The 24,018-nt window shown below is 65.1% G+C and carries 23 protein-coding genes, 1 tRNA gene and 2 pseudogenes; 9 read left to right on the top strand and 17 right to left on the bottom strand.

Annotated elements, in window-relative coordinates; genetic code table 11:
* Positions 1–144: 144 nt before the first annotated feature.
* From ACO07Z_RS13065 to fghA, 3 genes are read left to right on the top strand one after another with little or no spacing between them, the layout of a single operon-like run.
* A complete protein-coding gene (locus ACO07Z_RS13065) occupies positions 145–426 on the top strand; it encodes a metal/formaldehyde-sensitive transcriptional repressor (protein WP_421699100.1) in 282 nt (93 codons plus the stop codon).
* A 27-nt stretch (positions 427–453) separates the two neighbouring features.
* Complete coding sequence (locus tag ACO07Z_RS13060) at positions 454–1,581, top strand: S-(hydroxymethyl)glutathione dehydrogenase/class III alcohol dehydrogenase (RefSeq protein ID WP_244450047.1); 1,128 nt, start codon at positions 454–456, stop codon at positions 1,579–1,581.
* Between the two features lie 11 nt (positions 1,582–1,592).
* Entirely contained in the window at positions 1,593–2,429 is an 837-nt protein-coding gene (gene fghA, locus ACO07Z_RS13055; RefSeq protein ID WP_421700810.1) for an S-formylglutathione hydrolase, read from the top strand.
* 27 nt (positions 2,430–2,456) lie between these two features.
* Here the strand turns inward: fghA and ACO07Z_RS13050 are convergent, their stop codons facing one another.
* Both ACO07Z_RS13050 and ACO07Z_RS13045 read right to left on the bottom strand, forming a co-directional pair.
* On the bottom strand, positions 2,457–4,400 hold the full coding sequence (locus tag ACO07Z_RS13050; protein ID WP_421699099.1) for a glycosyltransferase family 39 protein: 1,944 nt from the start codon (positions 4,398–4,400) through the stop codon (positions 2,457–2,459).
* A gap of 566 nt (positions 4,401–4,966) precedes the next feature.
* Positions 4,967–5,665 carry a L,D-transpeptidase family protein gene (locus ACO07Z_RS13045; protein WP_421699098.1) on the bottom strand — a complete coding sequence of 233 codons (699 nt, stop codon included), beginning with the start codon at positions 5,663–5,665 and terminating at the stop codon, positions 4,967–4,969.
* A 688-nt stretch (positions 5,666–6,353) separates the two neighbouring features.
* On the opposite strand from ACO07Z_RS13045, the gene ACO07Z_RS13040 reads away from it, so the two are divergent.
* Positions 6,354–6,443, top strand: a tRNA-Ser gene (locus ACO07Z_RS13040).
* A gap of 21 nt (positions 6,444–6,464) precedes the next feature.
* Here ACO07Z_RS13040 and ACO07Z_RS13035 read toward each other — a convergent pair.
* The 6 genes and pseudogenes from ACO07Z_RS13035 to ACO07Z_RS13010 all read right to left on the bottom strand — a co-directional run.
* A pseudogene (locus ACO07Z_RS13035) lies at positions 6,465–7,081 on the bottom strand (recombinase family protein); the annotation flags it as partial.
* Positions 7,081–7,356: pseudogene (locus tag ACO07Z_RS13030) on the bottom strand (transposase); the annotation flags it as partial. The pseudogenes ACO07Z_RS13035 and ACO07Z_RS13030, both read right to left, overlap by 1 nt.
* Before the next feature lie 152 nt (positions 7,357–7,508).
* The gene (locus ACO07Z_RS13025) at positions 7,509–8,180 is read right to left on the bottom strand and encodes an amino acid ABC transporter permease (protein ID WP_421699097.1); all 672 of its coding nucleotides are present in this window, start codon (positions 8,178–8,180) and stop codon (positions 7,509–7,511) included.
* A gap of 13 nt (positions 8,181–8,193) precedes the next feature.
* The gene (locus ACO07Z_RS13020) at positions 8,194–8,865 is read right to left on the bottom strand and encodes an amino acid ABC transporter permease (RefSeq protein WP_421699096.1); all 672 of its coding nucleotides are present in this window, start codon (positions 8,863–8,865) and stop codon (positions 8,194–8,196) included.
* Positions 8,866–8,876: 11 nt separating this feature from the next.
* Positions 8,877–9,653: an amino acid ABC transporter ATP-binding protein gene (locus ACO07Z_RS13015; protein ID WP_421699095.1), complete on the bottom strand. Its 777-nt coding sequence runs from the start codon at positions 9,651–9,653 to the stop codon at positions 8,877–8,879.
* 100 nt (positions 9,654–9,753) lie between these two features.
* A complete protein-coding gene (locus tag ACO07Z_RS13010) occupies positions 9,754–10,524 on the bottom strand; it encodes a substrate-binding periplasmic protein (protein WP_421699094.1) in 771 nt (256 codons plus the stop codon).
* A 336-nt stretch (positions 10,525–10,860) separates the two neighbouring features.
* Here ACO07Z_RS13010 and ACO07Z_RS13005 point away from each other — a divergent pair, with 336 nt between their 5' ends.
* The 3 genes from ACO07Z_RS13005 to ACO07Z_RS12995 are packed head-to-tail and all read left to right on the top strand — an operon-like array spanning position 10,861 to position 12,675.
* Positions 10,861–11,688 carry an SDR family NAD(P)-dependent oxidoreductase gene (locus ACO07Z_RS13005; RefSeq protein WP_421700809.1) on the top strand — a complete coding sequence of 276 codons (828 nt, stop codon included), beginning with the start codon at positions 10,861–10,863 and terminating at the stop codon, positions 11,686–11,688.
* 45 nt (positions 11,689–11,733) lie between these two features.
* Positions 11,734–12,123: a Rid family hydrolase gene (locus ACO07Z_RS13000; RefSeq protein ID WP_421699093.1), complete on the top strand. Its 390-nt coding sequence runs from the start codon at positions 11,734–11,736 to the stop codon at positions 12,121–12,123.
* 27 nt (positions 12,124–12,150) lie between these two features.
* Positions 12,151–12,675, top strand: coding sequence for a hypothetical protein (locus ACO07Z_RS12995; RefSeq protein ID WP_421699092.1), 525 nt, complete (start codon positions 12,151–12,153; stop codon positions 12,673–12,675).
* Between the two features lie 72 nt (positions 12,676–12,747).
* Here the strand turns inward: ACO07Z_RS12995 and ACO07Z_RS12990 are convergent, their stop codons facing one another.
* The 9 genes from ACO07Z_RS12990 to ACO07Z_RS12950 all read right to left on the bottom strand — a co-directional run bounded on the left by ACO07Z_RS12990 (position 12,748) and on the right by ACO07Z_RS12950 (position 21,599).
* The gene (locus ACO07Z_RS12990) at positions 12,748–13,635 is read right to left on the bottom strand and encodes a hypothetical protein (protein ID WP_421699091.1); all 888 of its coding nucleotides are present in this window, start codon (positions 13,633–13,635) and stop codon (positions 12,748–12,750) included.
* 7 nt (positions 13,636–13,642) lie between these two features.
* The gene (locus ACO07Z_RS12985) at positions 13,643–14,356 is read right to left on the bottom strand and encodes an SDR family oxidoreductase (RefSeq protein ID WP_421699090.1); all 714 of its coding nucleotides are present in this window, start codon (positions 14,354–14,356) and stop codon (positions 13,643–13,645) included.
* Positions 14,357–14,367: 11 nt separating this feature from the next.
* Entirely contained in the window at positions 14,368–15,645 is a 1,278-nt protein-coding gene (locus tag ACO07Z_RS12980) for an acetoin dehydrogenase dihydrolipoyllysine-residue acetyltransferase subunit (RefSeq protein ID WP_421699089.1), read from the bottom strand.
* A gap of 28 nt (positions 15,646–15,673) precedes the next feature.
* Positions 15,674–16,648 carry an alpha-ketoacid dehydrogenase subunit beta gene (locus ACO07Z_RS12975; RefSeq protein ID WP_421699088.1) on the bottom strand — a complete coding sequence of 325 codons (975 nt, stop codon included), beginning with the start codon at positions 16,646–16,648 and terminating at the stop codon, positions 15,674–15,676.
* A 1-nt stretch (position 16,649) separates the two neighbouring features.
* Positions 16,650–17,630: a thiamine pyrophosphate-dependent dehydrogenase E1 component subunit alpha gene (locus ACO07Z_RS12970; protein ID WP_421699087.1), complete on the bottom strand. Its 981-nt coding sequence runs from the start codon at positions 17,628–17,630 to the stop codon at positions 16,650–16,652.
* Between the two features lie 97 nt (positions 17,631–17,727).
* The gene (locus ACO07Z_RS12965; RefSeq protein ID WP_421699086.1) at positions 17,728–18,624 is read right to left on the bottom strand and encodes an ornithine cyclodeaminase family protein; all 897 of its coding nucleotides are present in this window, start codon (positions 18,622–18,624) and stop codon (positions 17,728–17,730) included.
* Positions 18,625–18,632: 8 nt separating this feature from the next.
* Positions 18,633–19,880, bottom strand: a complete 1,248-nt coding sequence (locus ACO07Z_RS12960) for an NAD(P)/FAD-dependent oxidoreductase (protein ID WP_421699085.1) — start codon at positions 19,878–19,880, stop codon at positions 18,633–18,635.
* Between the two features lie 37 nt (positions 19,881–19,917).
* The gene (locus tag ACO07Z_RS12955) at positions 19,918–20,670 is read right to left on the bottom strand and encodes an SDR family oxidoreductase (protein ID WP_421699084.1); all 753 of its coding nucleotides are present in this window, start codon (positions 20,668–20,670) and stop codon (positions 19,918–19,920) included.
* Positions 20,671–20,918: 248 nt separating this feature from the next.
* Positions 20,919–21,599 carry a GntR family transcriptional regulator gene (locus tag ACO07Z_RS12950; RefSeq protein WP_421699083.1) on the bottom strand — a complete coding sequence of 227 codons (681 nt, stop codon included), beginning with the start codon at positions 21,597–21,599 and terminating at the stop codon, positions 20,919–20,921.
* A gap of 216 nt (positions 21,600–21,815) precedes the next feature.
* Between ACO07Z_RS12950 and ACO07Z_RS12945 the strand changes: the two genes are divergently transcribed.
* Both ACO07Z_RS12945 and ACO07Z_RS12940 read left to right on the top strand, forming a co-directional pair.
* Entirely contained in the window at positions 21,816–22,604 is a 789-nt protein-coding gene (locus tag ACO07Z_RS12945; protein WP_421699082.1) for an aspartate/glutamate racemase family protein, read from the top strand.
* A 39-nt stretch (positions 22,605–22,643) separates the two neighbouring features.
* The gene (locus ACO07Z_RS12940) at positions 22,644–23,966 is read left to right on the top strand and encodes an NAD(P)/FAD-dependent oxidoreductase (protein ID WP_421699081.1); all 1,323 of its coding nucleotides are present in this window, start codon (positions 22,644–22,646) and stop codon (positions 23,964–23,966) included.
* Positions 23,967–24,018 lie beyond the last annotated feature (52 nt).

Genomic DNA, 24,018 nt, shown 5'->3' with positions numbered 1-24,018 from the left:
GCAGGCGGCGCCTTGGCTCCGCCTGCCGTACCGTTTTTGCGCCGGTTCATCGACAAGACCGCGCCCGCCTTCCCTTGCGCGTATACTCCCGCCAGTATATTGAAGCGGCGAAACAAACGTGGCCATGACGCGCGGGGAGCCTGGATGCCGCATTCCCCCGACGACAAGAAACGCGCGCTGACGCGGCTGCGCCGCATCAAGGGCCAGGCCGAGGCGCTGGAACGGGCGATCGAGGCGGAAGCCGAGTGCGGCGTGCTGCTGCAACAGATCGCCGCCCTGCGCGGGGCGGCCGGCGGGCTGATGGCCGAGGTGCTCGATATCCACCTGCGCGAGAGCATCGGCCATGCCATCGGCGCGGCAGGCGCACCTCCCGCCAGCGACGAGCTCGACGCCATCATGAAGATCCTGCGCACCTATCTGAAATAGCCGACCAGATCCGAGAGGGAGAAGTCCATGAAATCGCGTGCCGCCGTCGCCTGGGAAGCCAAGAAGCCGCTGACCATCGAGACCATCGAGATCGGCGGGCCCAAGCCCGGCGAGGTGCTGGTGGAGATCATGGCCACCGGCGTCTGCCACACCGATGCCTATACGCTGGACGGGCTGGATTCCGAGGGCAAGTTCCCGGCGATCCTCGGCCATGAGGGTGCGGGCATCGTGCGCGAGGTCGGCGCGGGCGTCACTTCGCTGAAGGTGGGCGATCACGTCATCCCGCTCTACACGCCGGAATGCCGGCAGTGCAAAACCTGCCTGTCGCAGCGCTCGAACCTGTGTACCTCGATCCGCGCCACCCAGGGCCAGGGCCTGATGCCCGACCGCACCACGCGCTTTTCCTGCGAGCGGGTGGGCGCGCAGAGCGGCGAGATCTTCCACTATATGGGCTGCTCGACCTTCTCGAACTTCACCGTGCTGCCGGAGATCGCGCTGGCCAAGGTGCGCGAGGACGCCCCCTTCGACAAGATCTGCTACATCGGCTGCGGCGTCACCACCGGCATCGGCGCCGTGGTCTATACCGGCAAGGTCTGGCCCGGCGCCAATGTCGTGGTGTTCGGCCTCGGCGGCATCGGCCTCAACGTGATCCAGGGCGCCCGCATGGTCGGTGCCGACAAGATCATCGGCGTCGACATCAACCCTGCCAAGGTCGAGATGGCAAAGAAGTTCGGCATGACCGACTTCATCAACCCGCTGGATGTCGGCAGCGACAAGGTGGTTCAGGCGATCCAGGACCTCACCGATGGCGGCGCCGACTTCACCTTCGACTGCACCGGCAATGTGAACGTCATGCGCCAGGCGCTCGAAGCCTGCCATCGCGGCTGGGGCACCTCCATCGTCATCGGCGTGGCGCCGGCCGGGGCGGAAATCGCCACCCGCCCGTTCCAGCTTGTCACCGGCCGGAACTGGCGCGGCTCCGCCTTCGGCGGCGCGCGCGGGCGCACCGACGTGCCGAAGATCGTGGACTGGTACATGGAGGGCAAGATCAACATCGACGATCTCATCACCCACACCATGCCGCTCGACGAGATCAACACCGCCTTCGACCTGATGCATGAGGGCAAGTCGATCCGCTCCGTGGTGATCTACTGATGGGCGCGACGATGGAAACCGTCTCCAAGGCAAAGTCGCATGGCGGCGTGCAGGGCGTGTACCGTCATGACTCGCGCGTCACCGGCACCCCGATGACCTTCGCCGTCTTCGTGCCGCCGCAGGCGGCGCAGGGACCCGTTCAGGTGCTGTGGTATCTTTCGGGCCTCACCTGCACCCATGCCAATGTGATGGAAAAGGGCGAGTACCGCGCCGCCGCGGCCGCCCATGGCGTCATCATCGTCGCGCCGGACACCAGCCCGCGCGGCGGCGAGGTGCCGGACGAGCCTGAGAATTGGCAGTTCGGCTCCGGCGCCGGCTTCTATCTCGACGCCACCCAGGCGCCCTACGCCACGCATTACCGGATGTATTCCTACCTCGTCGACGAACTCACCGCTCTCGTCGCGGCGCAGTTTCCGGCGGATATGAGCCGGCAGGGCATCTTCGGCCATTCCATGGGCGGGCACGGCGCCCTTACTCTGGCGCTGAAGCACCCCGACCGTTTCAAGAGTTGCTCCGCCTTCGCGCCGATCGTGCAGCCAAGCACGGCGGACTGGTCGCGGCCTGCGTTGGAGAAATATCTCGGCACGGATGAGAGCGCCTGGCGGGCCTATGACGCGGTGGCGCTGATCGAGGACGGGAAGCGTTTCCCCGAGTTCCTGGTCGATCAGGGCGGCGCCGATCCTTTCCTGGACACCGGCCTGCGGCCGCAGCTTCTGGCGGATGCCTGCCGCCAGGCGGGCATTCCCCTCACGCTCCATCTGCGCGAGGGCTACGACCATTCCTATTTCTTCATCTCGACCTTCATGGCGGACCACATCGCCTGGCACGCCGCCCGCCTTCGCCGCTAAGACGCGGCGGAGATCCGCGCGACTGGATCAGTCGGCTGTGAATGGAAGCGCGAAAATCGAGCTGTCCACGGCCGGCTGCGCCTTCAAGCGCCCGACCCGGTAGAAGAAATGGCCCTCCACGCGGCCATCGCGCGTCACGTCGCGCCGCTTCACCTCGCCGAGAAGATCGAAAGATCGGGGCAGGAGGGGGTTCTCGATCTGCCGCTGCGAGAAGGAAAACAGCACGGCCGGCCGGCCCCCAACCGTTTCCGGCCGGTACCAATAGCTGTACATGAGGGCAGGTTGGCCGAGAACGCCACGCCCGACGGACATGCCGTGCGTGGCATTCGGTCCCGCGGCGTAGAAGGCAAGCTGGCTCGCAACATTGTAGAGGTCGAGGCCGATCAGTACCGGCTCCTCCCCCGTGGAGGCCCTCACCTCCTCGGCGAGGCTTGACGCCTGGGCGCCGAAATCATGCCAGGCGACCGGCACAGCGGGAAACGGTGAAAACCGCTGCAGCCCCGGGAGACCGGCGACAAGGTACCCCAACCCAAGACCACATACCACGAGCGTGATGGCGATGGTGGGCACGAAGGCGCGCTGAAGCCACCGCTGCCCCCCACCGATGTGGCTCGATGCTGCAAGGAGGCTGGCCGCCACCGCCGGCAGGACCGCCAGCCAGAGCGGCCCCGTCCAGTTCAGCCGCGACATGTGAAACAGGCTGAAGATGACGAAAACCGAAAGCGGGACTAGGGTGAACACACCGACGAAACGCCAGCGGCGCCGGTCGACCTCCTGAACTTCAACGGCGACCGCTCCGCGCCGCACTCCCCGCTCGCGCAGCCACAGCACGCCGATGGCGGCCATCAGCCCGATGGGCGTCAAAAGACCGGCAATGCCCAGCAGCAGTTCGGGCAACGAGAAGCGGAAACTGCCGCCGACCCGGCGCGTGCTCTGGAAGGCGAAAGAAGCGAGGTCGTTTTCAAGGTTCCAGATGATGACGGGCGAGAAGACCAGCACGGCAATGAGGCCCGCGAGATAGGGCTCCGGCCGCCGGAACCACGCGCGCGCCCGCACGTCGATCAGCATGAACAGAAACGCCGCCGGCACCAGGAGGCCGATCGTATACTTCGACAGCAGGCCGAGGCCGAGGCACAGGCCGGCGCCCCACCAGGCCTTCGCCTGGCCACCGCGCAGCGCCCGCTCCAGGAAATACAGCGTCCCGGCCCAGAAGGCGGTGAGCGGCGCATCAGGCGTCATCACAAGGCCGGTGCCGAAATAGAACGGCAGCACAGCGACCAGGAGAACGGTGACGAAAGCGGCCGATCGTCCGAACAGGCGCGCGGCAAGGCCGTAACTGAAGAAAGCGGTCGCGCCCCAGCACAGCCAGGCGGCAATGCGGACGCCAAACTCGTTATTGCCGAACAGCCCCGTGCCGAGCCAGATCAGCCACGCCACCATCGGCGGATGATCGAGATAGCCGATATCGAGATGCTGGGCGTAGTTCCAGTAATAGGCTTCCTGCGGGATGAGTTCGGTTACGCCGAGATACATCAACCGCAGCGCGACGCTGTAGACCACCACCCCGACAGCGGCGAGCCGCCAGCGCGCCGTCCGCGAGAGTGGCGCCAGCGCCCCCGGCCAGATGAAGAACCCCGCGCCGAGTGCGTTCACCATCGCGGTCGCGGCGATCGCGGGAAGGATGGCGAGGGGCGCGGGCAGGCCGACAAGTGCACCGGCACTCGCCAGTATCCCGCCCCGTAGCGCAAGTGCCAGCAGGACAACCAGGGCGATCCGGCCGGAAAGCTCAGCCTTGGGCGGAAGGAGCGTTACGCCGAGGCGCGGCAGTACCCAGCGAAGGCTCAGCCCGAACAGGCAGAATGTGGAGAGGCCGAAACTGACAAGCTGCGCGCCCATCACCCCCAGGCCGAGGCCGAGCAAGGCCAGGAAGGCAAGGAGATCGATTCCCATGCCCACCAGGCCGGCCGCCATGAAAGGCTGCACACCGTGTAGAGGAATGAGGCGCGCCACCTCGTCCAGCAGGCGCCGGAGGGACCCGGTCCGCGGGACGGCTGACGACGCGAGAGGGGCGTTCCCCGCACCCGTCCAGGATGCTCCGTCGTCCGCCATCGGACGCTCCGCGCTGCCGTCCATTCGTTCACCCGCTTGGCCGGGCGGACCGTGACGGCGCCCCTGGCGGACGCCATCACCATACCGCTCTCACGGCAAATTTCGGGCAGAAGCGCTGACAGTTTGCTGACGGTTCCCGCTTCCACTGAAAAAAGACAGTGGTGGCCAAAGAGGGGGCTAACCTTGGCACGTATTGGCTGGAACCTTCGCAGGTCCAACGCACCTTGAAACGACAGATGTCAGGCGGGCGGCGCGGGATGATACGGGTGGCGGCAATGGTCTTCAAACCGTCGCTGGCGCCCCTGCGCACGCGCGTTTTGCGGGTCTAGAGCAGCTCTGGTGAATTCACATTCACCGGAGCCGCTCTAACTCTCTGATTAGACGCAATTCCTATCGCAAAACCGCTATGCACTTTTGCGGGAATTGCTCTAAGCGGGCAGCACCACTACCTTGGTCTTCACCGGCGTCTCGTTATAGAGCTGGATCATGTCCTGGCTCAGAAGCCCGACGCAGCCGCTGGTGACGCCCGAGCCAATCGATTCCGGATCGCTCGTCGCGTAGATCGTGTACAGCGTGTAGACGCCGTTCTGGTAGAGATGCAGCGTGCGCGCGCCCAGCGGATTGTCGAGGCCACCCGGCATGCCGCGGGCATATTTGGCCGCCTCCGGCTGGCGCTTGATCATTTCCTTGGGCGGTGTCCAAGTCGCCCATTCGCTCTTGCGCCCGACATAGGCGTCGCCGCTCCACAGGAAGCCCTCGCGGCCGACATTGGCACCATAGCGGGTCGCCATGCCCTCTCCCTCGATGCGGTACACATAGTAATTCTTGGGGTCGACGATGATGGTGCCCGGCGCCTCGTCGGTCTCGTAGCGCACGGTACGGCGGAAATATTTCGGGTTGACCTTGCTGACATCCACCGCCGGAATGGGGAATTTCTCCTCCGGCACCGGGCCATAGACCTTGGCCGCCTCGGCGAGGCTCATGCCGTCCGGGTTGGCGCAGCCCGCCAGACCCAGCGCACCGAGGCTGAGGGCCGAGCCGGCGAGGAAGCCGCGGCGGCTGATCCCGCCCGACTGGGTACGGGCACCCGAGACCCCATCACCGGCTGTGCGACTGTCGCTCATCATCTCTAGTATCCCATAAGGCGCACAAAAAGAGGCCAGCCCACGAGCCTGTCATGCCTCAAGATAAGAGGAGATAACGCGCGCGACGCCGCACTGGCAAGCGCAGCCCTGCACTGCGCCCGGCGCGGCCGATGGCGCCATAAGCGCGCCATAAACCCTTATCGGCGAAGCCGCGCACGGCGGGTGCAGCGCTTCGGCGCATTCTCCACCCTGGGCAGGGTCAAGGCTCCACGGGTCGCTCATTTCCGGGGTCACAGAATAAACCAGCTTGGTGCTTTCGACGTTTTCTTCGGGGACCAAACGGATAGGGCAACCGGATCGGCCGCGGCGCTTTCGCTCGGTTGGCGGCGTGGCGCGCTTCGTGCCGGCGTCACGCGTGACCGCATTGCCGTGCGGCCGGAAATCTGGGTCGCCTAGGCGCGGGATGGCCAAGGTCCATGCGGGTCGGCACCTGCTGTGACGGCTCAATCATACCTACCCGCCCCCGGTTAGTCCCACCGGTGGAGTGCCAGCGCTTCCGCCGGAATTCCGCCGGCGCACCGAACCTTGTCCATGCTCCTCGGGAGCGGTTTTCTCGATATTGGCGATGAAAGCGGTGAATCGGCCGTCGGAGGGGATGGGTACTTGTGCGGAGCACGTGGCTCGGCTATGGAGCCCACTCCTCGGCGCGACTGACCCCGCGCCCACGGATGGAGAGGTGCCGGAGTGGTCGATCGGGACGGTCTCGAAAACCGTTGTGCGTGCAAGCGTACCGTGGGTTCGAATCCCACCCTCTCCGCCATTTCAGTCCCAAACTGGGCACGCCGAGCGGGGCGCAATAGCAGATGCCGGTGAGCAGCGTCGGGCCGCTCACCACGCGCGGCGGCACGATCTTCGGATTGCGCGCCTGAAGCTGCTCCTGCACCGCATTGAAGACCTTGGTGTCGATGAGCGGCGGCACGGCGACCACCACCTCGCTCTCGGGCTTCTTCTGCTTGCTCTTGGACCGGCTGTTGAACGGGTGCTCGCCGACATAGGTGCGGCGGGTCAGCACCCGGTGAAGCTGACCAATGCCCCAGCGGCCGCCCTCGCGGGTGTAGATCCGATTGCGGTTGAGATGGCTGACGATGGCCTTCACGCCCATCGGACCGGAACGGCCATCACCATTCAGGGCCAAATCGAAGATCAGTCGCACCGTGTCGGCGTGGAGCGGATCGATCTCCAGCTTTTTCTTTGCCTTCGCGCCGCGCTGCTCGGCCTCGACCACGCGGTAGCCGATCGGCGGCGGGCAACGTTCCAGAAGCCCTGCCGGGCATTCTCTTTCTGCGCTCGGAGGACGTGCTTGGCGTTCTCCTTCGACTGGTACTCGTCGAACAGCGCCATGATTTGCCGCATCATGACGTGCATCGGGTCGTCGCCCATCTCCTGGGTGATCGACACCGCAGTATCTCGTTCGCCTGCCGAAGCTCCCGGTTCTCGCGTTCCAGAGCCTTGAGCTTGGTCGCCATGTCCGTCGTCAGCCCAGGCTTGCGGCCGCTGTCGACCTCAGCTTTCTTCACTCACGCGTTCAGCGCCTGCGCCGTGCAGCCGATCTTGCCGGCGATCGACATGATCGCCGCCCAACGCGACGGATGCTTGGCCTCGTGATCCAGCACCATCCGCACCGCGCGGGCACGCACCTCAGGCGAGAGCTTGTTCTTCGTCTTGCTCGTCATAGCCCCATCCTCTCAGGAGTTGGGGCCTCCGACAAACCCGGGGCGGTTCAGAATCATACATCATTCGTTGAATTGAGACCCTAAGCGCGGCGGCCGAGCGCCAATCACTACTCCAAAGTTATCGCGTCACAGGGGACTGCTGGCTGGAGCATCTACAGCCGCATGCGGGCGAGATAGCCCCGCTCATAGAAGGAAACGATCCGCGTCACCGAGAAGGCAATGATGAAATAGATCAACGCCGTGGCGGTGAGAATCTCGATCGGCCTTGCGGTGGAATCGGCGATCATCTGGCCCTGGTACATCAGGTCCGCCATGCCGACGGCGGAGACCAGCGCGCTTTCCTTGAACAGGGTCACGCAGTTGGAGAGCAGCGTCGGGACGGCGCGCAGCACCGTCTGGGGCAGGATCACATAAGGCACGCTCACCCGCGTCGGCAGGCCCAGCGCGACGCAGGCATCGCGCTGCTCGGCGCCGATGGATTTGAGCGCCGCGCGGAAGCTCTCGCTGGAGATCGCCCCCATGTAGAGCGACAGGGTGAGGACGGTGGAGAACACATTGCCGAGTTCCATCCCCAGGATGGCCGGCAGGCAGAAGAAGAACCAGAACAGCTGGATCAGCACCGGCGTGCCGCGGAAAATCTCGACATAGGTCGCGGCGATCACCTGAAGCACCGGATGGCCGGCCTGGCGCACCACGCTCACGAGGAAGCCGAGCGTGAGGCCGAAGGCGAGGCCGAGCGCGGTGAAATACAGCGTGTTCCCGAACCCGATGGACAGTGCCAGACGATAATCCCAGAGGAAGCCGAGGGCGGCGGTGATGTTCATCTCGTCCGTCCCCTCAGGCCAAGCGCGAGCGCAGGCGCCGCTCGCACAAGCCCACCACCTGCGAAAGAGGAACCGAAAGCGCGAAATAGATGAAGGCGACCGTGGTGTAGATCTCGATCGGACGGTAGGTCTGGGTTGCCAGCGTCTTGCCCTCATACATGAGGTCAGCAATGGCGACGATCGCGACCAGCGAGGTCTGCTGAAGCAGGCCGATCGTGTTGGTGAGCAGCACGGGAATCGCCATCAGCACCGCCTGCGGCAGGATCACGTAGATCGTCTTCTTCAGCGGAGACAGACCGAGCGCCGTACAAGCATCGTAATGCGAGGCGGGAATGGACTGGATGGCGGCGCGGTAGGCCTCGGCGTTGAAGGCCGTGATGTTGAGGCCAAGCGCCAAGACGGCCATCGAGAAGGGATCGTAGAAGACGCCGAAGAAATACGGCACGCAATAGAAGATCCAGATGATCTGGACGAGTGCCGGCGTGCAGCGGAACAGCTCGATGAAGCCGACGGCCAGCCAGCGCAGCGGGGCGAGGCGGCTCATGACCATCTGGCAGACCACGAACCCGCCGACGAGGCCGATGACGGCGCAGATGGCGGTCAGCTTGAGCGTGACCGAGAGCCCCGCCATCAGCGGGTCCCAGTTCATCGTGATGACCGAGAAATCCCAGGTGTAACGGCCCATCGACTCCCTCCTCAGGATATGGTCTCGACGTGAAGGACCTTCTTCAGGAAGTCGGCCGTCCGCGGCTCGGAGGGGCAGGCGAATATCTTGGCGGGCGGCGCGTCCTCCACGATCCGCCCGTCAGCGGAGAAGATCACCCGCGTGGCGATGCGCTTGGCGAACCACATGTCGTGGGTGACGATCATCATCGACATCTTCTGCTCGGCGAGTTCGAGCATCAGCCCTTCAACCTCGGTGACGAGTTCGGGGTCGAGGGCGGAGGTCACCTCGTCGAAGAGCATGATCTTGGGGTCGAGCAGCAGGGCGCGGGCAATGGCGACACGTTGCTTCTGGCCGCCGGACAGCATGCCGGGGAAGGCGCCGGCCTTGCTCTCCAGGCCGAGCCGCCCGAGAAGCAGCATGGCGCGCTCCGTCGCGCTCGAACGGCTCTCGCCGCGGGCCCGCATTGGCGCGAGGATGAGATTGCCCAGCACGGTGAGGTGCGGGAACAGCGTGTAGTGCTGGAAAACCATCCCGACCTTGTTGCGGACGGCGATATCGACGTAGTTGTCTTTCCTGGGGTTGGGGCTGGCTTCGATGTAGCGCACGCCTTCAAGCTCGATGCGTCCCCTGTCGATCTTCTCCAGGCCCATCACGCAACGCAACAGCGTGCTCTTGCCGCTGCCGCTCGGCCCGATGATCACGACGCGCTCACCGGCTTGCATCTGGAAGTTGATGTCATCGAGAACGACAAGATGCCCGCCGAACGACTTGCGCAGGCCCTGCACGCTCAGGAAGCTGGACGACATGCCGACCCCTCTTTCTCTTTTGGGGAGGCGGACGGCACTGCCGTGGCGCCGTCCGCTCCAAATGCCCTCAGCTCAACCGGCGGCGACTATGTGCTGCCGTTCACTTGGCGCCGGCGAGATAGACTTCGCTCCAGTGCTTGAGCGAGGCGTCCACCGCACCGAGCGACACCTTCTCTTCAAGGAAGATGTTGAGCACCTGGATGTCATGATAGGTCAACTGCGGCGGCAGACCGAAGGAGATGCCCTGCTTCATAAGCGCCGGATGCGCTTCGAGAAGGCCGACCTTGTCCGCATTGGCGGTCTGCAGCAGCAGATTGGTCGTGGAATCGGCGCCCGCCACGTCGACGCGGCCGGAGAGAAGCGCGAGGTTGAGGCCGTTAGCGTCGGGTAGACGGACGATCTGCGCCTTCTTGAAGCGTTCCGTCACCTTGTGGTCCTGCGCGGAACCGGACATCACGCCGATGCGCATGCCGGCAACATCGAAGGTGGAGAGGTCGGCCGCCGGGTTCTTGGTCTTCTCGTTGGCCAACAGATAGGCGAAGTTCATCTCGTCATAGCCGGCGATGCCACTGTAGTTGATGACCAGGGCGCGGGCGGGGGTGCGGTTCAGCGCCGGGGACATGTCCCATTTGCCCGCCTGCAGGCCGGCGACGATGTTGTCCCAGGTGGTATCGACGAACTCGATCTTCACCTTCAAGACTTCGGCGAACTGCTTGCACAAGTCGAGATAAGCGCCGCCATACTCGCCGGTCTTGAGGTCTTTCATCACGTAGGGCGGCGAGATGGCGGAGGCGCAGCGCAGGGTTCCGCGCTTCTGCACTTCCGACCAATAGCCCTCGGCATGGGCGGGTGCAACCTGCAGGCCGGCCATGAGGGCAAGGCCGAGCGCACCCGCGCCGGCACCACGCGTGCAAAGCCTGGTAAGCCTATTCCAAACACGAGCTAAAGTCATGAGATGTTCCCCTTTGTGGAAGCCGAAAGGCCTGAATGATGTCGATGGAAGCGGACGGTCAGGCTCTTAGTCGCTTTTTTGTTATATCGTATAAATCTTGGACCTTCTGTCAAATGGAGATTTAACCGCCTTGCCGCTCGTCGCTGATTTCCTTTATTCATTTGATATACAAACGCTTTTCTGCCATAACACCTCGCATCCTCCCGCCCGTGCCAAGGGTCGACGCTGCGCCGAGCTTCAGCTTTGGCCTTGCCGATGAACCGATTATGTAATTTGTTATATAATTATATGGAGGCACGAATGCAGCGTCACGTGGGACGAAGGGTTCTCATAACCGGGGCAGGAAATGGAATCGGGATGGCCGCCGCGCGCTTCTTCACGCGCGAGGGCGCGCGCCTGTTCCTCGTGGATATCGACGCCAATGCACTGGCCACCACATTGCGCGAGCTGCCCACGGGACACGAAGCCTTGAGCCGCGCCGCCTCCGTCACCGACGGGGCGGCGATGGCGGCCGTGGCGGATGACATGGCGGCTGCCTTCGGCGGCATCGATGCGGTGGTGAACTCCGCTGGCGTCGTGGTCGTCGAGCCGGCCCTTGAGGCGCGGATCGACGTTTTCCGCAAGGTGATCGAGGTCAATCTCGTCGGCACATGGATTGTCTGCCAGGCAGCCGCCCGCCACATGGCGAAGGCCGGGAGCGGTTCCATCGTCAACATCAGCTCGGTCTATGGATTCCAGGGCGCTCCGAACCGCACCGCCTACTGTGCGTCCAAAGGCGGCGTGGTCAACCTCACCAATTCCCTGGCTGTCGAGTGGGGACCTCTCGGCATTCGGGTCAACAGCGTGGCGCCCACCGGCACCCGAACCCCGATGGTTCAGGGGCTGATCGATCGCGGTATCTACGATGTCGATGCCGTCTCGCGCCGCACGCCCTTGCGCCGCATTGCGGAGCCGGAAGAGATCGCCGCCGCCTGCGGTTTCCTCGTCAGCGACGAGGCCGGCATGACCACTGGCCATCATCTCGCCGTCGATGGCGGCTGGCTGGCCAATGGCTTTCTCATGGCGCCGAAGCCAGACGCGTGATCTCTCGGACGGTCCTCGTCGAGGGCCATAATGTATGGAAGTCTCATGGTAAAACGTCAGAACATCTCTTCCGGCTCGCAGTTCGAGAAGCTCTACGGCTATTCCCGTGCGGTGAAGGTGGGCGACACCCTGTATATTTCCGGCACCATCGGCATGGACTATCCCGCCGGGAAGATGCCGGAGGATGCCGTCGGGCAGGTGCGTCAGATCATCAAGAACTTCGAAATGCCGCTTACGGCTGCTGGTGGCTCACTGAAGGACATCGTGCAGATCACGACCTATGTGACATCCCCGGAGGTCTTCAAGGAGGTCGCCCCGGAGCTCGGCGTGATCTTTGGCGATATCCTGCCGACCAATGCGGCGCTGGTCGTGGCTTTCCCGGTGCCCGGCGTGCTGGTCGAGATCTCGGCCATTGCCGTCATCGGATGCGAATGAGCGGCTGCGAGCGGACGGAGACTTCCCATGTGCCAGTCGTGCCACCAAGCACTGCCTTTCAACTTTGACGTCGTCGATGAGGCGGGCATCGTCGCTGCCGCGACCGCCGCCCATGAAAGCCGCGAGGCCTGGCACTTTCACGTGCTGGCACCCGGCTGCACCTTCAGCCCGAAGCCGGGCGCCTACACGTTCCTGCTGGAACTGACGGATGCGAAGCGGGCGTTGTGTGCGTTTTACGACGATAAGCCGACGGCGGTGAACAAGCAGTTGCTCCCACTCCTGCACGGGGCCGACGCTCTCGCCGAAAAGCCGGCGGGCGCCAACCTGTCGGAGGCCGACGAGGATCTTCTCGCCCTGATCGAGGCGGCGGCGAAGGCGGGCACCCACTGGCATCATCACATGATGTTCCCCGCCTGCGGGCTGAACCGGTCGGCGGGCAAGTGGCGGCTCTTCGTCGAGATCGACGGTCGCGAGCCGACGATCCGCGACTATGCCGACGAGCCCTCGCAGGTGCTGAACCGCATCGAGCGGCTCTATTTCGGCCTCAACTGAGCGCAAGGCAGCAATGGAAACGGGCGCCCCCGCGAGGGGACGCCCGTTCTCGCTCGGCAGGAGAGCGTGGGCTCAGCGCAGATCCTGTCGGGCAAGGGCGGCCCGGGTCGCCTCGTTGAGGGCGTTCCAGGGGATGAAGGTGTCCAGCCACGCAGCGGCACGGCCGGTGAACAGCACCAGTTCCTCGATCACGTCGTCGATGTCGGCGGGCTCGCCAAGCAGGGACTTGGCGTCGTCGAGGACCTTGCCGGTGGCATGCAGGGCGCAGAAGCCGTCGATGCGGGCATTGAAGGCGTCGATGAGGAAGGCCAGCACACCGGCGCGCTCCTGCGTGCCGATGCCGTAGTCGGGACGGCGCAGCCGCCAGATCAGCTCATGCAGCTTGCGCAGCTCGCCCTCGGCCATGGCGAGCGGGCCGTAGGGGATCATCATGCCCTGCCGGCGCAGCAGCCCGTACATCTCTTCCGGCGGCGCCTGCCACATGGCCTTGCGGGCAGCGCGCAGGGCGTTCAGCCCCCGCGACGTGAAGGGCTTCTCCGGCAGGGCGAGAGTTAGCGCATCTTCGTGGGCCGAGAGCTGGGCGGTCAGCGGCTCCTGTCCGTGGTTTTCAACGACGCGGCGGCCGAAATCCTTCAGCCAGCCAATATCGCCGGTGAGCCGCCCGAGCACCGAGACCTGTGCCTTTTCGGCCTGCAACTCGCCGTAGATCAGCTCAAGGAACTGGCGTTCCGGCCAGTAAAGGAATGTCCCGGCAGGAAGGGTGAGGATATCCGCCGGCTTCTCGATGTCGGCCACCACTGGCGCGTGCCAGAAAATATGCTGCCCCGCGATCTTGGCACAGTGGATGTCGAGCGTTGCCGGCAGGTTGGCAATCACTTTGCCGATCGTCACCGGGGCCAGGTCGGGAAAGAGCTCGATCTCGTGCGCGACCCCATGCAGGGTGAAGGAAAGCGAGGCCATGTGACTGTTATCCCTTGGAAAAAAGCGCACCGCCGACCACCTGTCGGGTCGGGAGCATCTCGATGGTGCTGAGATCGACAAAGTCGGGACTGTTCAGGATATGCAGGATCGTCGCGGCGACCGCGGCGGGGGTGAGGCATTCATAACCGTCGTAGAACTCCTCGTCGGCGCCGAGCTGGTCGTGAATGCCGGTTTGCACCCGACCGAGCAGGATTTCGCTGACGCGGATATGGCTGTCGCGCAGATTCACGCGCAGATTGGCCGACATGGCGTGCATGGCCGCCTTGGTGGCGCTGTAGAGCGCCGGACCGGTGCCGGGCACGGTGCCGCAGATCGAGCCTAGCAGCACGATGGTGCCGGCATCGGCCGCCTTCATGACGGGCACCATGGCGCGCAGGACATTGACGGTCCCGAGTATATTGATCGCTACCAGCCTTTCGGCCGTCTCGGGCGGCGTTTCGTGGAGGGCGATCTGGGGACCGAGAATGCCGGCGCCATGGATCAGGACGTCGGCCCTCTCGTCTTTCAGCGCCGCCATGACTGCAGCGGCGTCGCCGATGTCGAGCGCAAGGGTGCGGCAGCCCGTGAGGCCGGCGAGTTCCGCGAGCGTGCGCGCATTGGTGCCCAAGGCGAGAATGGCGTAACCCGCCTGCGCAAGCTCCGCCACGACGACGCGACCGATGCCGCCGGTTGCGCCTGTCACGATCGCCGTCGGCTTCATATCGTGCTCCGTCAGTCGGCGCTGCGTGCGTTCTGAAGAATCAATCGCGCGACCATCGCCGGGGCCTCGATGTGAGGCATGTGCCCGACATTAGGCAGGAAATGGAGGGCGGCGTCCGGCCCGATGCCGAGGGCGTGGCGCATCGGGATGACGCGATCGCATTCGCCCCAGATGATCTTCTGGGGAGCACCAACGCGGCGGCGGGCGGCACGCATCTCTCCCGCCTGTGTGCCATCCGGGAATAGCCTATCAGCGAGAGTCGCCTGCGCCTGCCGCATCTCGTCGCTGCGCGCCTTCAGCGCCGACTGGACATAGCCGGGTGACACGATAGAGGCGTCCGCGACCAGACGCAGCAGCCAAGGTCGCAGGCTTTCCGCGCGGGTGGCGCGGCAGAAGCCACGGAGGAAGTCGCCGTCGATCTCCGGCCCGAGGCCCGCCGGCGCGATCAGCGTAAGCGACCGCACGTCCACATGCCCGGCTTCCGCGAGAGCGATGGCGACGCCCCCGCCGAGCGAATGCCCGACGAGATGGCACGTCTCGATGCCGACCTGCGCGAGCGACCGCGCGACGGCGGCAGCGAGATCCTCGAGGCTCGTCGCCTCGGGCGCCGCCGGTGAACGCCCATGGCCGGGCAGGTCCACCAGGATGCAAGTCGGCTCTGCGCCGAGTGTCGCGACGAGAGGCTGCCAAGAGAAGCCGTCTGCGCCGAAGCCGTGCAGGAACACGAACGGCGTTCCGGCTCCGCTACCACGGCGCGCGAGGTGAAGGCCGCCAGCCGCAGCGACGGATGTCACAGCTTCGGCAGGCACGCCCTTGGAAACCCGGTACCTGTCGGAGTAGCCGTCAACGTCACGCAGCTTTATGCGGCCCGACGGACTTGAGGGAACGATCGCCGAAAGGTCGATCCCGCGACTCGCCGCGACGCGCCGGGCGAGCGGCGAGGCGATGATCCGCGCCGATCCGCCGGAGTCCGGGTGAGATTTGGGGGGCGACGGGACGGAGGGAGCCGGAGCGACGTTCGCGGGCGCCGGCGTCACCGCGTCCCGGACGCCGCCATCTCGGATAGTGGCAAGAACCGCACCCACCGCCACCTCTTCGCCGATCAGCGCCCGGACGTCGGCGAGAATGCCGGAAACGGGGGCCTCGATCTCTGTGGCCGCCTTGGCCGTCTCGACGGTGACAACGAGCTCGCCCGCCTTGACGCTGTCGCCAGGCTTCTTGTGCCAGGCGACGACGACGACGGATTCCATGTATTCGCCGCCAGCGCCGACGACGGTGATATCGGTCACGGCAATGTCCTCCCCTTCATGGCAACTCTCACTTCAGCGTGGCGCGCGCCGCATCGGCGATGCGCGCGGCGTTCGGCAGAACGGAGAGTTCCAGCGGCTCGGCATAGGGCATCGGCATGTCCGGCAGCGTAACCCGCGCCACCGGGGCGTCGAGCGCGTCGAAGGCGAAGTCCATGATCGTGGCGGAGAGTTCGGCGGCATAGCCGCAGAAGCGCCACCCCTCGTTCACCACGACCGCATGATGGGTCCTGGCGATGGAGGCGGTGATGGCATCGACATCGAGCGGGCGCAGGGTGCGCAGATCGATCACCTCGGCGGAAATGCCATCCTGCGCGAGCAGTTCGGCCGCCTTCTGGCTCTCCAACACCATGCGGGAGGTCGCGAAGATCGACACATCCGCGCCCTTCCTCACCGTCTTCGCCTTGCCGATCGGTACCAGAAGGTCGGGATCGTCGGACACCTCGTCGCGCAGGTTGTAGAGCAGCTTGTGCTCGAGGAAGACGACGGGCTGGCTGTCGCGAATGGCCGATTTCAGCAGGCCCTTGGCGTCGGCGGGCGTGACCGGCGCCACCACCTTGATGCCCGGAATGTGGGCGACGAGGGAGTCGAGGCTCTTGGAATGCTGCGCCCCCGCCCCCGCGCCGCCGCCGCCCTGCGTGCGGAGAACGAAGGGCATGGTCACGTTCTGCCAGAGATATTCGTAGATCGAAGCCTGGTTAATGAGTGCGTCGAGCACGAGCGGCATGAAGTCGGCATACATGATCTCCAGCACCGGCCGCGTGCCGGTCATGGAGGCGGTGACCGCCATGGCGGCCAGAGCCTGCTCGGAGATCGGCGTGTCGCGCACCCGGCTTTCGCCGAACTCGTCCATCAGCCCCTTGGTGACCTTGAACACGCCGCCATAGCGGCCGATGTCCTCGCCGAACAGGAACACGCTCGTGTCTCGCTGCATTTCCTCGCGAAGCGCCTGATTCAGAGCTTCGCCATATCGCATCATCGCCATGTCAGACGGCCTCCGGCGCGGTGGCGTAGGGGGAGCTCCGGGTAAACACCTCGAAGGTCGGCAGCGGAGCGGCGAGCGCGTCCTCGACCGCCGCGTCGACTTCGGCGATGGCCCCCGCTTCGACGGCGTCGATCTGTTCGGCGCTAATGGAATCGGCCAGGGCGCGGCGGCTGACCAGGAGGGGATCGCGCCGGCTCCATTCGGCAAGGTCCGCCTCGCTCTGGTAGCCGCCCATGTCGGAGGTGGAAAAACCCTGCATCCGGTACGTCTTGGCCTCGATCAGGGTCGGCCCTTCACCGCGACGCGCGCGCTCCACGGCGGTTGCGGCGGCGCGGTACATGGCCACCGTGTCATTGCCGTCCACGATCTCGGTCGGCATGGCGTAACCGGCGGCGCGGACGCTGAGATCGGGCACCGGCGACTGGACCGTGTGGTGGACGGTGAGGCCGAACTGGTTGTGTTCGAGGATGAACACCAGCGGCAGCTTCCACAGCCCGGCCATGTTCATCGATTCATGGCAGATGCCGGTCTGCGCGGCGCCGTCGCCGAAGAAGCACATGGCGACATCGGCGGTCCCGCGGACCTGGATCGACAGCGCCATGCCGGCGGCCGCCGGGATGGAGCCGCCGACGATGGCATTGCCGCCGATCATGCCCCTGTCCCGATCGCCGATCAGCATATGCCCGGCTCGTCCGCCGCAAGTGCCGGTGGCGCGGCCGAGGATCTCGGCGGCCACGCCGCGGATATCGACGCCCTTGCCGATGTAGTGGGCGTGGCCGCGATGGGTGCTGGTGACGAAATCGCTCGTGCCGAGCACGGCGGTGGCGCCGATGCCGATAGCTTCCTGGCCGTCGCAGCGATGGATGGGTCCGCGCGTCTTCCCGGCCTTATGGAGTTCGCCGAGCCGCTCCTCCAGCCGGCGCACGATTATCATCTTGCGATGCATCTCGAGCTGTTCGTCGAGGGAAGGCGAATTCTTCATCTGCGCACCTCCGATGCCGACACGGCATCGTTACACGATATATGTTGTAACATTTTTAAAGACAAGTCGACGCCGGAGCGTGGCGATGGGGAGAAGTTCAAGCGCCCAGCGCGTCGAGCACCAGACTGGCAGCGAAGGCGTCTTCGGTGGCGATGCCGACGGATATGAAGACGGTGGTCTTTGTCACGTCGACTTCCGCCCGATCGGCTAGCACCTCGCCCAGCTCGGCATGGATGGTCGCCCCCGAGAGCAGGATGTTGCCGGATTCCTGGCTTGCTGCCTCCCGCGATTCCACCAGGAGCAGATTGGCCATCACCGCATCGTCAAGCTCGCGCCCGTCAAGCCCGTTCCAGCCGACGGCACTGACATGGGCGCCGGGCTTGAGCCACTCGCCCTTCACGACGGGATCGCGCGCGGAGGTGGTGGTGGCAACCACATCGGCGCCGCGCACGGCCTCCTCGGCGCTGGCATAGGCGGTCGCGCCGATCTCGGCGGCAAAGGCTTGGGCCTTTTCAGAATTGCGGGCCCAGACACGAATCTCCTGAAAATCGCGGATGCGCCGCATGGTCTCGTAATGGCCGCGCGCCTGAATGCCGTTGCCGATGATGGTGAGCACTTTCGCCTCCGGAGCCGCCAGGCGGCGCGCCGCCATGGCCGACACGGCGGAGGTGCGCATTTGCGTGATGTAGGTACCGTCCAGAACCGCCTTGGGGATGCCAGTCCAGCGATCGAACACGATCACCACCGCATTGTGGCTCGGTAGGTTCCGGTCGTGGTTGCGAGGATAATTGCCGACCAACTTGACGGCGAAGACATCCGTTACCGCCGGCATCAGGCACATATCGCCGCCAGCATCTTCATCCAGCACTCGCATCCGCACAGGCTGGATCGAGGCGCCGGTGGAGAAGGCGACGAGGGCCTTCTCCATCGCGCCGATCAACGCATCGATGTCGAGCACGGCGGCGATCTGGTCTCGGTCGTAATAGGGGAGCATCGCATCCTCTAGAAACGGGCGGGCGAGAAGGGGGTGATGTCGATTGGCGGCGTCCGGCCGGCGGCGATGTCGGCGACGATGGCGCCTGTCACGCAGCCGCTCGACATGCCGACATGCTGATGTCCGAAAGCGAGGATGATGTTCGCCGAGCGGGCGGAACGCCCGATCACCGGCAGCGCATCCGGCATGGAGGGGCGAAAGCCCATCCAGCTCGATGACGGGCTTTCGGTAATGCCGGGCAGGAAGCGCTTGGCCGTGCGGTCGAGATAGGCGTGGCAGGCCGGGTTCGGCGCCTTGTCGAGGCCGGCAAGCTCCACCATTCCCGCGCAGCGAAGGCCCGTGGCCATCGGCGTCATGGCGAAGCCGGCCGTGGCGCTGGAACAGGTGCGGCTGATGATGCCGGCCTGCCCGCCGAACATGATGTGGTAGCCGCGCTCCGTCTCCAGCGGCAGCTTCTCCACCGCACTACCGAACAGCCGGCGCGCCTGCGCACCGGCGGCGAGGACGGCCTGGTCGTAGACGCTTTCCTGGGTGCCGGCGACGCGGATCCGCCCGTCCAGTCGGGCCTCCAGCGTGCGCACCTCGTCGCGCAGGAAGCGCCCGCCCTGGGCGCAGAAATGCTTCACCAGCGTGGCGCAGACATCGACCGTGCTGAGATAGTGCAGCGCCGAATGGAAATACAACGCCCGCACGAACACCTGCGCCAGATTGGGCTCCAGCCGGCGGATCTCGGCGGCGTCGATCTCCTCGACATCGCCAGCGAGCTGCTTGTAGAGCGCGACCTCGCCGGCGCTAGCGCGGTAGGCGGACTCGCTTTCATAGAGATGGAGATAGCCGCCGCCGCGCATCAGCCGGTCCGCCCCGCTTTCGCGGAACAGCGGCCACGCGTAATCGAGATTGCGCGACAGCAGCGCGTGCATCGCCTGCGCGATGCGCGTCACTTCCGCCGGGGTGCAGTGGGAGAGGAACGACAGCAGCCAGGGCAGCATGCGCGGCGCATAGCCCCAGTCGATACTCAGCGGCGAGCCGGAGGCGAACAGCAGCGGCAGCAGTCGGCGGGGAATGGACGGGCTGTTGATCGGCACGAAGGCATGCGGCGCCAGCGCCGCCGCATTGCCGAAGGTCGCGCCATGGCCGGGCTCGTCGCGGTCGATCAGGGTGACGGCGAACCCGGCCTTCTGGAGGTAGAGGGCGGAGGAGATGCCGACAATGCCCGCGCCGATGACGGCTATGTTCTGCTCATCCGATGCCGGCATGGCGTTCTCCAGTCGCGCTCTGCGGATCCGCCTTCGCTCACTTGCCGAGCTGGCGGTTGTACATCCGGGTTCCACCGACGACCTGATGGGTCGGCACCACCTCGATCTGCGAGACGCACACATGTGGCGGCGTGCCGAGCACATATTCGATCGCATCGGCAATGTCGGTCGCCTGCAGGCATTCATAGGGGTCGTAGAGCAGGGCGTCGGACTTCGTATGATCGCCGTCGAACATCTCGGCATGCATACCAGTGCGCACGCGGCCGGGGCGGATCTCGGTGACCCGCACATCGGTGCCGAACAGTTCCATGCGCAGATTGGCGCTCATATTATGCACCGCGCCCTTGGAGGCGCTGTACATCGGCTGGCCGGCCGAAGGATAGGGGCCGGCGAGCGAGCCGAAATTGACGATGTGGCCGTGATTGCGCTCCACCATGCCCGGCACGGTGGCGGAGAGCGCGTTGTGGATGCCCATCACATTGACGTCGAGGATGCGCTGGGCCGAGGCGGTGGGCACCGAATAGAGCGTGCCCGTCACGCCCAGCACGCCGGCGGCGTTGATCAGGATGTCGATCTGCTGGTCGGAGAACGTGCTCTTCATCGCCTCGGAATCGGTCACGTCCATGAAGACGGTCTCGACATTTTCCAGGCCCTTGAGCGCGTCAAGCTTCGCCCGGTCGTTAGACAGCGCGATAGCATGGACACCGTGGCCGGCGAGCATTCGGACCATGGCAGAACCGAGACCGCCGCTGCCGCCGGTGACGAGTGCCCGCATTCCCTTCTCAAGCATTGGCGATCATCCCTTCACGAACCCTATGTGAAAGGATGTTATTTGTTATATCAATCTGCCGTCAAGGGGCGACTGCGGAGTGCGGCACCGGCGCGCCGCGAGAGCGGAAGGGTGCTGGGAAGGAAGCCAGACATGTCTTGCCGAGGCACCCGGCGCAAGGCGCCGGACGCTCTGGCAACATCGCCGAGAAGTAGGGCGGGGCGGAGCGCCAGCGCTGGGTCCACAGACTGCGTTAGACCGCGTTCGGCTCACTCCTCCTCGCGCACCGCGTTGAGGAAGGCCTGCGATGAGAATTCGATATCGTGGGCAATCGCGTCGGCCACGGCCTGAGGGTTGCCTTCGCGGATGGCGCGGATGATGGCGATGTGGTTGAGGATGCCGTCATCCGTGTTGGAAAAGCCGGGATAGATGGACTTGATATAGGAGCCTGTCCGCAGCCAGCAGCTCTCGATCATCTTCACCAGCAGCGGCATGCGGGCAGCTTCATAGATGGTGAAATGAAAGCTCCAGTTAAGCTCGGTTAGCAACGTGTAGTTCTTTTCCCGATTCGACTCGATCAACCGATCGTTGATGGCGCTTATCGTGATGATGTCGTCGCGGGAGAAGTTTGGCGTCGCCTCGCGGGCGGCGAGGCTTTCCAGTGAGCAGCGAATCTTGACAAGCTCGTGGATCTTCTCTTCGTCCAGACGGGGAATATAGATCGAGCCGTTGATTCCCAATTCAAGCACGCCTTCGGCGGCCAGATTGAACAGTGCCTCGCGCGCCGGTGTCAGGCTGACGCCGAGCGAACCGGCGACCGCGCGCAGGGTCAGTTTCTCTCCCGGTTTGAACAGCCCAGCCATGATGGCATGCCGCAACTGGTCGCGCACACGCACGCCGAGTGTCTCTGTGCGCTGGAAGGGGGAGAAGTTCGAAAGCGCCTCAACCATTGGTGCGTCCCTGGCCGGTTTCCTCGGTTGTCATGATATGCATCAAGCTCGCCAAACTCATAACTAGTGCCACACCGGATGGACGAGGCGGGCCATCCGGATGGGTCGGCAGGCTGCACTCGCTGTTGCAAAACTTTTATAACATATTACGCTTTACTCCAGTCATTGCCAAGGACGGTCGCGCGGCGTCCGTCATTCCCATGAGGATGTGGTCTCATGAAGCTCTGTTGGATCCACCCCACCACGTTCAATGGCGCGCTGTCACCGCTGTGGGAGAAACTGGACGCGGCCGTTCGCCCGGCCCTGAATGTCGGCACTAAGCTTGAGTTCCGCTTCCTGCCGAAGAGCGGCAATTTCGTGCGCTCCGCCTATGCCGAGCACATCAATTCCGTGCACATCGTCGAAGCAGCGCTGAAGGCCGAGACGGATGGGTTCGACGGAATCTTCCTCGGCTGCTGGAACGACCCGCTGTGGGAAGCGCGCGAGGTGCTCTCCGTACCCGTAGGCTCGGTCAGCGAACAGTCCATGCTGGCGGCCCTCGCTATGGGCAAGCGGCTGGCCATCGTCACCGTGTCGCAGAAGACCACGGTCGCCATCGAGAACGACCTTCTGGCCTATGGCCTGCGCGATCGCGCGATCGTCCGTCCGGTGCGGACCATCATGCCCGAATCCGACGCGGAATTGCTGCTCGGCGCGGTTTCCGATCCCTATGCCTCCTTCATTCCGCGCGTCGAGGAGGTGGCGAAAGCCTGCATCGCGGACGGCGCGGACGTGATCCTGATCGGCTGCGCCTATTACGGCCCGCTGCTGCGCATGGCCAGCTACACCGAGGTCCCGGGCACTGGGGTTCCCGTGGTGGATTCCTCGACCGTCGCGCTCAAATACCTCGAAACCATGACCGACATGGCGATGAAGCTCGGCACGGTGAAGAGCACGCGGCTGCAACTGAGGCCGCCGCCGCGCGAAGCGCTCGACCAGGCGCGGCGAAGCCTGTCGCTCATCTGAACCCCACACTCCAGAGCGTCCGAGAGCAGGTGCCACCTCATGTCGCTGGCCAGTCCTATCGACAGTAAACTTGAAGGCGTCGTCTGGAAGCGGACGTTGAAGGAGCCCGTGCTCACCTATCCCGCCCTGGCCGGCGAGGAGAGCGCCGACATCGTGGTGGTCGGGGCCGGGTTCTGCGGGCTCAACGTCGCGCTGGCCGCCGCAAAGGCGGGTCAGAAGGTCGTTCTGCTGGAGGCCGGCATCGTTGGCAGCGGGGCGTCGGGCCGCAATGGCGGCTATAATGTGCCTCACTTTCCGGGCCCGATCACGCCCTCCGCTGTCGAAGCGATGATCGGCCGGAAGAAGGGGACGGCGCTTTCCGAGCTGGTGCTCGGTGGAGCGGGCGCCGTGTTCCGGCAGATCGACAGCTACCAGATCAACTGTTCCGCCGTTCAGCACGGCTGGGTGCAGCCGGCGCATTCGGACGTCTCGCTCGCGAAGATCCGGAAGGTGTTCGAAGAGTGGAAGTCCTGGGGCGCCGATGTCACCTGGCTCGCGCCGGGCGACGTCGCGTCCCGCCTCGGCGCCGCCGGCTATATTGGCGGCTGGCTCAATCCGACCGGCGGCACCGTCAATCCCTATGGGCTGACCATCGGGCTCGGCCGTGCGGCGACGCAAGAGGGCGTGCGCATCTTCGAGCGCAGCCCGGTGGACGGCATTGAGGAAAGCGCCGGAGTGGTCACCGTCAAGGCCGGCCCGGGCTGGGTGCGCGCGCGGCGCGTCATCGTCGCCACCAATGCCTATACCGGCGATTTCCTGCCGCAGGTGCAGCGCTCGGTGGTGCCGGTCTATCTCTATCATGCCGCCACCCGGCCCCTGCGGCCGGAATTGCGCGCGTCGATTTTGCCGGGCGGCGAGTGCTTCACCGACCTTCGCAAATCCGGCGGATTTGGCCGGCTTGATGATACCGACCGACTGATCTCCGGCGGCGCCGTGTTCGCTTTCGGCAACAAGCAGGCTTACGGGGTCGCCCATGCGCGCAACCGCATGCGCCAGCTGTTTCCGCAACTGACCGAATCGGATGCCGAGATCGAGGATTACTGGGAGGGCTACTGCGCCGTCACCGACGCCTACCTGCCGCACGTGCAGCGCCTCGGCAAGGAAGTGTTTGCGGTGGTCGGCTTCTCCACCCGCGGAGTCAATCTGGCGCAGAATCTCGGACGGGTGGTCGGCGAGTTCGCCGCCGGCACACGCAGCCTTGACGATGTCCCGGTCTCAGTGATCGAGCAGCGCCGCGATGTGCCCCTCTGGGCGCTGAAGGTGCGGGCCGCCCGCCTTGTCTTCCCCTTCTACCGGGCCAAGGATCGGCTCGGCCTGAGCTGAGACGAACGTCCCGCCCGCGCCCCGGAGCGCGCACGGCGGCGGCGCTTTCTAC

The sequence above is a fragment of the Ancylobacter sp. genome (assembly GCF_965229075.1).
Classification (GTDB): Bacteria; Pseudomonadota; Alphaproteobacteria; order Rhizobiales; family Xanthobacteraceae; genus Ancylobacter.
This window is presented reverse-complemented; position numbering and strand designations above follow the sequence as displayed.

Coding starts and splice junctions, on each gene's coding strand:
- ACO07Z_RS13065 (WP_421699100.1), top strand. CDS start 145: ATGCCGCATTCCCCCGACGACAAGAAACGCGCGCTGACGCGGCTGCGC.
- ACO07Z_RS13060 (WP_244450047.1), top strand. CDS start 454: ATGAAATCGCGTGCCGCCGTCGCCTGGGAAGCCAAGAAGCCGCTGACC.
- fghA (WP_421700810.1), top strand. CDS start 1,593: ATGGAAACCGTCTCCAAGGCAAAGTCGCATGGCGGCGTGCAGGGCGTG.
- ACO07Z_RS13050 (WP_421699099.1), bottom strand. CDS start 4,400: ATGGCGGCCGGCCTGGTGGGCATGGGAATCGATCTCCTTGCCTTCCTG.
- ACO07Z_RS13045 (WP_421699098.1), bottom strand. CDS start 5,665: ATGATGAGCGACAGTCGCACAGCCGGTGATGGGGTCTCGGGTGCCCGT.
- ACO07Z_RS13025 (WP_421699097.1), bottom strand. CDS start 8,180: ATGAACATCACCGCCGCCCTCGGCTTCCTCTGGGATTATCGTCTGGCA.
- ACO07Z_RS13020 (WP_421699096.1), bottom strand. CDS start 8,865: ATGGGCCGTTACACCTGGGATTTCTCGGTCATCACGATGAACTGGGAC.
- ACO07Z_RS13015 (WP_421699095.1), bottom strand. CDS start 9,653: ATGTCGTCCAGCTTCCTGAGCGTGCAGGGCCTGCGCAAGTCGTTCGGC.
- ACO07Z_RS13010 (WP_421699094.1), bottom strand. CDS start 10,524: ATGGCCGGCCTGCAGGTTGCACCCGCCCATGCCGAGGGCTATTGGTCG.
- ACO07Z_RS13005 (WP_421700809.1), top strand. CDS start 10,861: ATGAACCGATTATGTAATTTGTTATATAATTATATGGAGGCACGAATG.
- ACO07Z_RS13000 (WP_421699093.1), top strand. CDS start 11,734: ATGGTAAAACGTCAGAACATCTCTTCCGGCTCGCAGTTCGAGAAGCTC.
- ACO07Z_RS12995 (WP_421699092.1), top strand. CDS start 12,151: ATGTGCCAGTCGTGCCACCAAGCACTGCCTTTCAACTTTGACGTCGTC.
- ACO07Z_RS12990 (WP_421699091.1), bottom strand. CDS start 13,635: ATGGCCTCGCTTTCCTTCACCCTGCATGGGGTCGCGCACGAGATCGAG.
- ACO07Z_RS12985 (WP_421699090.1), bottom strand. CDS start 14,356: ATGAAGCCGACGGCGATCGTGACAGGCGCAACCGGCGGCATCGGTCGC.
- ACO07Z_RS12975 (WP_421699088.1), bottom strand. CDS start 16,648: ATGGCGATGATGCGATATGGCGAAGCTCTGAATCAGGCGCTTCGCGAG.
- ACO07Z_RS12970 (WP_421699087.1), bottom strand. CDS start 17,630: ATGAAGAATTCGCCTTCCCTCGACGAACAGCTCGAGATGCATCGCAAG.
- ACO07Z_RS12965 (WP_421699086.1), bottom strand. CDS start 18,624: ATGCTCCCCTATTACGACCGAGACCAGATCGCCGCCGTGCTCGACATC.
- ACO07Z_RS12960 (WP_421699085.1), bottom strand. CDS start 19,880: ATGCCGGCATCGGATGAGCAGAACATAGCCGTCATCGGCGCGGGCATT.
- ACO07Z_RS12955 (WP_421699084.1), bottom strand. CDS start 20,670: ATGCTTGAGAAGGGAATGCGGGCACTCGTCACCGGCGGCAGCGGCGGT.
- ACO07Z_RS12950 (WP_421699083.1), bottom strand. CDS start 21,599: ATGGTTGAGGCGCTTTCGAACTTCTCCCCCTTCCAGCGCACAGAGACA.
- ACO07Z_RS12945 (WP_421699082.1), top strand. CDS start 21,816: ATGAAGCTCTGTTGGATCCACCCCACCACGTTCAATGGCGCGCTGTCA.
- ACO07Z_RS12940 (WP_421699081.1), top strand. CDS start 22,644: ATGTCGCTGGCCAGTCCTATCGACAGTAAACTTGAAGGCGTCGTCTGG.